Genomic DNA, 8,366 nt, shown 5'->3' on the forward strand with positions numbered 1-8,366 from the left:
ATCAGTGCCACCGAAACGACCATAAGAATCATTTCGGTATTGCCATTATGCACCGAAGCGGACAATGCCTGCGCTGATTCGGCTGCGGGATGCTCTCTCATCACCGGCTCGAGGAATTTTTCAAACTGATTGCTACCGCCAAGGACATAGGGAATGCCGATATAACCACCAATGACGGAAAGGACCGCCAGAATTGACAGCGGCACGGTCATGATTTTGGGCGATTCGTGCAGGTGTGCTTTAGCATGATGATCAAGACGCTCCTCACCGAAGAAGGTAAGAAAGACCAGCCGGAACATATAGAAGGCGGTCAGCATGGCGGTAAAGAGTCCGACGGCCCAGAGCCAAGGGGAGCCGTAATCGGAGGAGAAGGCTTTCCAGAGGATTTCATCTTTGGAGAAAAATCCCGACAATCCGGGGATTCCGGCGATGGCAAGGGTGGCGATCAGGAAGGTGAGATAGGTGGCGGGCAGGTGCCGTTTCAATCCGCCCATATGGCGCATATCCTGCTGTCCGGATAAAGCATGGATCACCGAGCCGGCGCCCAAGAAGAGAAGGGCTTTGAAAAAGGCATGGGTCATGAGATGGAATATGCCGGCTGAGAAAGCGGCCACGCCGCAGGCGGTGAACATATATCCCAACTGGCTGATGGTGGAATAAGCCAGCACTCTTTTGATATCATTCTGGGCGAGAGCGATGGTGGCCGCGAAGAGGGCGGTGGCCATGCCGACGACGGCGACAACGCTCAGCGATACCGGCGCGAGAGTATAGAGAATATTGGAACGCGCAATCATATAGACGCCGGCGGTCACCATAGTGGCGGCATGGATCAGGGCCGAGACCGGTGTGGGGCCCTCCATAGCATCGGGCAACCAGACATAGAGCGGTATCTGAGCCGATTTTCCGGCGGCGCCAAGGAACAGGAGCAGAGTGGCGGCCGTAATGAGTCCTCCGCCGGCCATAAAGACCACCGGCGCTTTTTCAAAGACAGCCGCAAAATTAAGTGAGCCGGTCTGCCAGAAAATTATGAATAACCCCAACAGGAATCCAAAATCGCCGATGCGATTGACGATGAAAGCTTTTTTGCCGGCGTCGGCGGCAGATTTTTTCTCATACCAGAAGCCGATAAGAAGGTAACTACACAACCCCACCCCCTCCCAGCCGACGAACATCAAGAGGTAATTGTCGGCCAGCACCAAAGTCAGCATAGAGAAGACAAACAGATTCAAATAGGTGAAATAGCGGCCATAGCCGCTGTCATCATGCATATATCCGATGGAGTAGAGATGAATCAGGAATCCGACTCCGGAGACCACCAGTACCATCACAGCCGATAACGGGTCAAAAAGAAAACCGATGTTGACATTGAACTCACCAGAGGAGATCCAGGTGAAAAGCACCTGTCCAATGATTCGGGCATTTTCCGGCAGAGAAAGGAGATCAAAAAAGAATTTTACGCCCAGAAGGAAAGAGAGTCCGACCGAACCGCAGGCGATCAGGGAAATGACTCTTTTGTGGAGCCGACCAATAAACAGGCCATTCAACAAGAATCCTATCAACGGAAAGAGAGGTATGAGATAGAGATATCCGTTCATTCTACGATTGCCTTACCATTTCATCAAGTTGAACCGGTCGGCATTGATCGAATTCCGATTGCGGTAGATTGTTATAATAATCGCCAGACCCACCGCCGCCTCGGCTGCGGCGACAGCCATGATCAGAAAGACAAAAACATGACCATCCATTAGGTTCAGAAATCGGGAGAAAGCTATGATAGCCAGATTGGCGGCATTGAGCATCACCTCAATCGACATAAACATGATGATCAGGTTTCGTGACAGAATCACGCCGGCCGCGCCGATGACAAACAGCAGGGCGCTGACAATCAGATAATGCGGCATCGGAACCATCAGGAGTCCCCTTCCTTTTCGCTCTTATCTTTCCTGGCCATGACTACGGCGCCAACGATGGCCACCAGCAACAAAATGGAAGTCAATTCAAAAGGATAAATGTATTTGGTGTAGAGTAATTCCGCGACCGGCCTGACCGTGCCGAAATCGGGTGAGGCCTGCACCATGAGGCTGTTCATCCGCTGCGGGAAGGCCATCTCTTTGATAATGATGACCAGTTCCGCGAAGAAAACAACGGCCAGAATCAGCCGGGTCGCCTTATCCATGCGGGGACGCTTTTCGGTGAACTTCTCCCCGCGCAGATTCAGGAGCATGATGACAAAGAGGAAAAGAACCAGAATGGCGCCGGCATAGACAATTATAAGGAGAGCGCCGACAAATATGGCGTTAAGCTGCACAAACAGGACGGCCAATGCCACCAGTGAAACAATCAGGTACAGAACCGAAGCAACCGGGTTGCGCTGAAGAATCATCATCAGCGCTCCTCCCACAGCAGCGACAGCCGCAAAATAGAAAATTATCAGTTCCATCATCTTACTAAAATATCCTTCGCACCCGGCGAATAATCCGTTTAAAAGGTTTCTCCTTTACCGGACGATTGGTCAGCATCTGTTCCTTAGTAAATATAAAGGAGTCGCGATTGTCATTAGAAAACTCATATTCATGGCCGAGAAATATTGCCTCCTCCGGGCAGGCCTCCTCGCAGAATCCGCAGAAAATACATCTCAATAGATTGATTTCATAGATTTTGGCGTATCTTTCGCTTTTTTCCTTTTCCGCCCCCTCCATATAGATGGCATCGGCGGGACAGGCAGCGGCACAAAGGCCACAGCAAACGCAGCGCTCGGTGCCATCCTCGTAGATTTCCAGATAATGCAGACCTCGATACCGCGGCGCCATCGGTTTCTTGACCCGGGGGTACTGAATAGTCACGGGTTTCATGAAAAGGTGTTTGAGAGTAGTATAGAACCCTTTCGGAAACGCAATGAATACTGTTTTTATGACATCAACCATACAATTTCAATTCAAAACCTGAAAACCAGGGCTGTCACCATAACATTTAGAAGGGCCAGAGGAAACAAAACCTTCCATCCGAAATTCATCAGTTGGTCGTACCGCAGACGCGGCAGCGTGGCCCGCAGCCAGATATAGACCGACATAAAGAAAAACACTTTGATGCTGAACCAGACCACCGGCGGAAGGAACGGTCCGTGCCATCCACCCAGGAATATAGTTGTGGCTACCGAAGAAACGGCGATCATATTGGCGTACTCTCCGATGAAGAACATGGCAAACCGCAGCGATGAGTACTCGGTATGGTAGCCGGCCACCAGTTCCGATTCGGCCTCGGCCAGGTCAAAGGGAGCGCGATTGGTTTCGGCCACGGCGCAAATGGCATAGAGAACAAAGCCGACCGGCTGACGGAAGATGAACCAGTCGAGGAAATGCTCCTGCTGGGCGACCAGTTCCTTGAGCGAGAGGGTTCCGGCAATAACCAGCACGCAGATAATAGACAGGCCATAAGCAACTTCGTATGATAGCATCTGTGCCGAGGAACGTATCCCGCCAAGCAACGAATATTTAGAACCGGATGACCAGCCGGCCATAACAATGCCATAGACGCCAAGAGAGGTTACGGCAAAAATAAACAGGATACCGATGTTCAGATCCGAGATAACCATATCGATCCGATAACCGAAAAGGGTCACCTGGTCGCCGAAAGGTACGACCGCATAAGAAAGGAGAGCGGGAATAAACATGACGATCGGGGCCAGGGCATAGGTGATGCGCTCGGCGTTGTCCGGGACAATATCCTCTTTAAAAATCAGTTTTATGCCGTCGGCAATCGGTTGCAGAAGTCCGAACGGGCCGGCCATATTGGGGCCGATACGGTGCTGAAAACGGCCGACCAGTTTTCGCTCCAGCCAAGTGGCATAAGCGCAACCGGTAAGGACGGCAATTATCACTACGGTGACTTTCAGAGCCGAAATTATGGCGAAAGTGAGCATGCTTATGCTTCCTCCACCTTTGTCAATTTGACACGGTCGATTCTTCTCTTGCGCATCTGCAGGACATTAACCGGCATGGCGGCGAAATTTCCACTCAGCAGGACGACATCGCTATCAATATGCTCGGAAATCCTGACCGGCAGGATCACCTTGCCGACCTCTGATTCCACCCGCACTATGGTTCCATTCTCCAGTTCAAGCCGTTCGGCCAAAGAGGGTGAAATCTCGATATATGCCTCATTGCAGAAAGCGGCCAGCGATGGGGATTTTTCGGTAAGATGGCCGAAGTGATGCAGATCGTCAAGAACAAAAAGCGGCCATGGGTATTCCGGATGCGGCGGTTCCTCGGCATAACGAACCTCAAGGAGCTTATTCTCGCGACGGGACGCCGAATCAGTTTCCAATAAGTCTAATGTTTCACGGTGCAATTGATCGATAGTACCGAATATTGTTTCTTTCATGCCGGCGGCGATTTTGTTTATGATCTCAAAGGCCGGAAGGGAATTTGCCACCGGCTTCATGGCCGCTTCAAATGCTTGAATGGTTCCCTCAAGATTCACAAAATGCCCGTTATATTCGGCCCAACTCGAGAGGGGCAGAACGACATCGGCTATTTCGGTGGAATTGGATTCAAAGAGATCCGCCACGACCAGAAAATCGAGTTTCTCCAGACCTTCCTTAATGAATTGGCCGTCAGGATATGCAGCCAAAGGATTCACGCCAATGACAAACAGGGAATCGATCTCTTCTCGTTTTGCGGCTAATATCATCCGGTCGGCGGCCAGCCCCTCGCTTTCCGGATAATTCCCCCAAAGCTGTTTCAGCATTGCGATCTTGTTCTCCGGGAGGAATGGCACCAATCCGAGTCTACCGGCGCCGCGGCTGTTGGCCGACCGGGCCAGGAAAGCGACCTGCCCCTTGTCATAGATGCCGCTGAGAAGGGCCAGATTATGAATGGCCGCCGTGATCGCATCGCGCGCAGGAGTAATGGCAATCAATTCGCCGCCGATTATGGTAATTTTGCGGGCGCGGGCAATGGCCGAGGCAAGAGAATTTATCCTCTCCTCCGACACTCCGGTCTGCCGGGCGATTTTGCTGAGAGAATCGGATTCGATTAATTTCGAATAACCAGTCGTATTGATTCCCGGTGCGGTCAATCCTTTATCAACCAGACTCAGACAGACGCCGTTAATTAGCGCCTCAAGCGTTCCCGGCGTGTGTACCATCTCATCAAGCGAAATATCACTCGACCTGGTTGCAAAGGGATTGAGGGTGAAGAGCTGCGCACTCATTTGTGTGACTGCTTTTCGCACCCGGAGGTTGACGATGGGATGCTCTTTTATCAGATTCGAGCCGACGACGATAATCAGGTCGGATTTTTCGATACCGGCGATGGAAAACGGGCGGGACGCCATTTCGGAGTAAAGATCACCGCCTTTTTCAGGCAGCATTTTATAATCAGTACGATAGTCGACATTATTTGAGCGGAGAACGGTGCGGAAGAATTTGGAGAAGGCATACATCGACGCCGAATCGAGATTGGCGGAAACCAGCCCGCCGATACAGACGCCGCCTTTTTTATCTTTTATCTCTTTGAATTTTCGGGCAATTAAACCGATTGCCTCATCCCAGGAAGCCGGAACCTGCTTATCGCCCTTTTTGATGAGCGGCGTGGTCAGGCGATTCTCGCTGTTGGCAATCTGATAGTCGTAGCGGCCGATGTCGCAGAGCCATCCTTCGTCGATAGCATCGTTGCGGCGCGAGGTGGCGCGATAGATGTGGCTGCGTTCTTTCCACAGGGTGAGGTTGCATCCATCGGCGCAATAGGAGCAGATAGATTTTATTTTCTGCGTTTTCCAGACTCTAATCTTATAACGCCAATCTGAATTGGTCAGGGCGCCGACCGGGCATATCTCGACCAGATTGCCGGAGTAAATAGAATCAACCTTTTCCCCCGGCGCCGCATCAATTTCGGTAATATTGCCTCTTTGGAAGGCACCAAGGTCGTATTCGCCGAACATTTCCTTGTTGGCCCTGACACATTTATAGCAAAGAATGCAGCGGTTCTGATTGCGGATGATTTCCGGCCCTATGCGATAATCATCGAAAGTCGCTTTCCGGTCACGGATAAAACGGTATTTATCGAAATCGAAGCGGGAGTCGTCGATGCCATGGGCAAAGGTGTTATCCTGCAGGTCACATTCGCCCCCCTTATCGCAGGTGGGGCAGTCAAGAGGATGATTCAGCAAAATGAATTCAAGTACCGCTCTTCTCCCCTGTTTGACTTTCTCGGTTTCAGTATAGACGACCATCCCCGGAAGAGCCTCGGTGGCGCAGGAAACCTGGAGCTTGGGCATTTTTTCGATTTCGACATAGCAAATACGGCAAGCACCGACCGGTTTCAATTTGGGATGCCAGCAGAAAGTCGGGATTTCGATCCCGTTCATTTTGGCGGCCTCCAGCACGGTGGTACCTTTCGGGACCGTAATTTGGCGCCCGTTGATAGTCAGGGTTATGTTGTTACCGTTATCAGTCATTATTTAAATTCAAACTCCGATTTCACCAGACACTTCTTGTTGTCAATGTGATATTGAAATTCATCTCGGAACAGTTTCAGCGCCGATTGTATCGGCATCACGGCGGCATCACCCAGCGGGCAGATCGTTCTTCCGAGGATATTATCGCAAATGGAATCAATTTTCTCGAGATCACCCGGTTTGCCCTCGCCCTGTTCAATCCGTGATATTATCTGTTCCAGCCAGCCGGTTCCCTCACGGCAGGGCGTACACTTGCCACATGATTCGTGTTTATAAAAATGTATCAGCCGTTCAATCACCCAAACCATGCAGGTGCGGTCATCAATGACGATGACGCCGCCGGAGCCGAGCATCGATCCCGCTGCCGCCAGTGATTCGTAATCGAGCGGGGTATCGATCTGCTCCGGTTTCAGGAATGGTGTCGACGAACCGCCGGGAATGACGGCTTTCAATTTATGCCCGTCAAGCATACCGCCGCCAAGGTCATTGACGAGGAATGAAAGAGGGGTTCCCAGCACGACTTCATAATTGCCGGGTCGCTTGACGTGACCGGATAGAGAGAAAATTTTTGTTCCTTTGGATTTTTCGGTCCCCATGGAGGCATACCAATCGGCGCCATTATTAATTATGGGCGGCACGGACGCCAGAGTTTCGACATTATTGACGACAGTGGGGCAGGAGTACAATCCTTCGATGGCTGGGAAAGGAGGGCGAATGCGCGACATGCCGCGTTCTCCCTCGAGGGAATTGAGCAGCGCTGTTTCCTCGCCGCAAATATATGCACCACCGCCGGTATGCACTGCCATATCAAGGTCGTATCCGGTTCCGAAAATATTTTTGCCCAGCATGCCTTTGCGGTAAGCCTCTTCGATGGCTCTTTCCATCACTGAGGCGGGATGGGCGAACTCGCCCCGGACATAACAGAAAGCCAGATGACTACCGATAGCATAGGCAGCGATGGCCATGCCTTCAATAACGGCGTGAGGGTCATGCTCCAGAAGCACCCGGTCCTTGCAGGTACCGGGCTCCGATTCATCGGCGTTACAGATGAGATAGCGCGGTTTGGGGCTGTCTTTCGGGACAAAGCTCCATTTCAGTCCGGCCGGAAAACCGGCGCCGCCGCGCCCGCGCAAACCCGATTTCTTGACTTCATCAATCAACTGAGCCGGAGTCATACCGCGCAGCGCTTTCTCCCAGGCCTTGTACCCTCCATGGTCAATATAGGTGGCGATATTGATCTGATTGGGGTCATCGATATATTTGAAAAGAATCTTCTTTTCCATCTCAGGCCTGCTGTTTCAACTCCGCAAGAATTTTATCCACCTTTTCGCGGGTCAGGAATTCATAGTAACTGTCATTTATCTGCATCATGGGGGCGGAAGCGCAACTGCCAAGACATTCCACCGATACGAGGGTAAACAGGTTGTCCGAAGTGGTCTCCCCTTTTTTGATATTCAGTTTTTCCTCAAGATAGGATATAAGACTGTCGGCGCCGAGAAGGGCGCAACTGATATTATGGCAAACCTGAATGAGATATTTCCCCACTGGCTCTTTGGGAAACATGGTATAGAAGCTGGCGGCTTCGGCCACCTCGATATAGGGGACTTCGATAATGTCCGAGATCTCCCTATAGATTTCATTGCTAAGATGACCAACCTGGCGATAAGCGACGGTGAGAGCGGGCAGGATGGCCGACTTGCGCCGGGGGTAAGGGGCCATCCGTCTTTTGATTTCGGCAATGGAGGTATCATTAAGTATCATCGATCGACCTCACCCAGTACAATATCAATGGAGCCGATGGCGGCGATAACGTCGGCGACCAGCCTTCCCTCAATCATTTTAGGCAGAGCCGAAAGATTGACAAATGAAGGGGGACGTACCCGCATCCGATGCGGCATGTTGGTTCCATC

9 protein-coding genes are annotated in these 8,366 nt (G+C 51.5%); all 9 read right to left on the minus strand.

The window, feature by feature from the left end; translation table 11 throughout:
* Positions 1 to 1,595: NADH-quinone oxidoreductase subunit L (nuoL, locus tag NT002_14475; GenBank protein MCX6830469.1), on the minus strand; the 1,595-nt coding region annotated here is incomplete at its 3' end.
* A gap of 12 nt (positions 1,596 to 1,607) precedes the next feature.
* Positions 1,608 to 1,910, minus strand: coding sequence for an NADH-quinone oxidoreductase subunit NuoK (nuoK, locus tag NT002_14480; protein ID MCX6830470.1), 303 nt, complete (start codon positions 1,908 to 1,910; stop codon positions 1,608 to 1,610).
* Positions 1,910 to 2,443 carry an NADH-quinone oxidoreductase subunit J gene (locus NT002_14485; protein MCX6830471.1) on the minus strand — a complete coding sequence of 178 codons (534 nt, stop codon included), beginning with the start codon at positions 2,441 to 2,443 and terminating at the stop codon, positions 1,910 to 1,912. The genes nuoK and NT002_14485 overlap by 1 nt, the downstream gene beginning before the upstream one ends.
* A gap of 4 nt (positions 2,444 to 2,447) precedes the next feature.
* Positions 2,448 to 2,924, minus strand: coding sequence for an NADH-quinone oxidoreductase subunit NuoI (gene nuoI, locus NT002_14490; protein MCX6830472.1), 477 nt, complete (start codon positions 2,922 to 2,924; stop codon positions 2,448 to 2,450).
* A gap of 11 nt (positions 2,925 to 2,935) precedes the next feature.
* The gene (gene nuoH, locus NT002_14495) at positions 2,936 to 3,919 is read right to left on the minus strand and encodes an NADH-quinone oxidoreductase subunit NuoH (protein MCX6830473.1); all 984 of its coding nucleotides are present in this window, start codon (positions 3,917 to 3,919) and stop codon (positions 2,936 to 2,938) included.
* Between the two features lie 2 nt (positions 3,920 to 3,921).
* The gene (nuoG, locus tag NT002_14500) at positions 3,922 to 6,456 is read right to left on the minus strand and encodes an NADH-quinone oxidoreductase subunit NuoG (GenBank protein ID MCX6830474.1); all 2,535 of its coding nucleotides are present in this window, start codon (positions 6,454 to 6,456) and stop codon (positions 3,922 to 3,924) included.
* A complete protein-coding gene (gene nuoF, locus NT002_14505; protein MCX6830475.1) occupies positions 6,456 to 7,739 on the minus strand; it encodes an NADH-quinone oxidoreductase subunit NuoF in 1,284 nt (427 codons plus the stop codon). Before nuoF ends, nuoG begins: the two co-directional genes overlap by 1 nt.
* A 1-nt stretch (position 7,740) precedes the next feature.
* Positions 7,741 to 8,217, minus strand: coding sequence for an NAD(P)H-dependent oxidoreductase subunit E (locus NT002_14510; protein MCX6830476.1), 477 nt, complete (start codon positions 8,215 to 8,217; stop codon positions 7,741 to 7,743).
* Positions 8,214 to 8,366: NADH-quinone oxidoreductase subunit D (locus NT002_14515; protein MCX6830477.1), on the minus strand; the 153-nt coding region annotated here is incomplete at its 5' end. The genes NT002_14510 and NT002_14515, both read right to left, overlap by 4 nt.

The sequence above is a fragment of the Candidatus Zixiibacteriota bacterium genome, from assembly GCA_026397505.1.
Taxonomy (GTDB): domain Bacteria; phylum Zixibacteria; class MSB-5A5; order GN15; family PGXB01; genus JAPLUR01.

Bases quoted from the DNA above. Each gene is read 5' to 3' on its own strand.
- nuoI (MCX6830472.1), bottom strand. From the start codon at position 2,924: ATGGTTGATGTCATAAAAACAGTATTCATTGCGTTTCCGAAAGGGTTC.
- nuoF (MCX6830475.1), bottom strand. From the start codon at position 7,739: ATGGAAAAGAAGATTCTTTTCAAATATATCGATGACCCCAATCAGATC.
- NT002_14485 (MCX6830471.1), bottom strand. From the start codon at position 2,443: ATGATGGAACTGATAATTTTCTATTTTGCGGCTGTCGCTGCTGTGGGA.
- nuoH (MCX6830473.1), bottom strand. From the start codon at position 3,919: ATGCTCACTTTCGCCATAATTTCGGCTCTGAAAGTCACCGTAGTGATA.
- NT002_14510 (MCX6830476.1), bottom strand. From the start codon at position 8,217: ATGATACTTAATGATACCTCCATTGCCGAAATCAAAAGACGGATGGCC.
- nuoK (MCX6830470.1), bottom strand. From the start codon at position 1,910: ATGGTTCCGATGCCGCATTATCTGATTGTCAGCGCCCTGCTGTTTGTC.
- nuoG (MCX6830474.1), bottom strand. From the start codon at position 6,456: ATGACTGATAACGGTAACAACATAACCCTGACTATCAACGGGCGCCAA.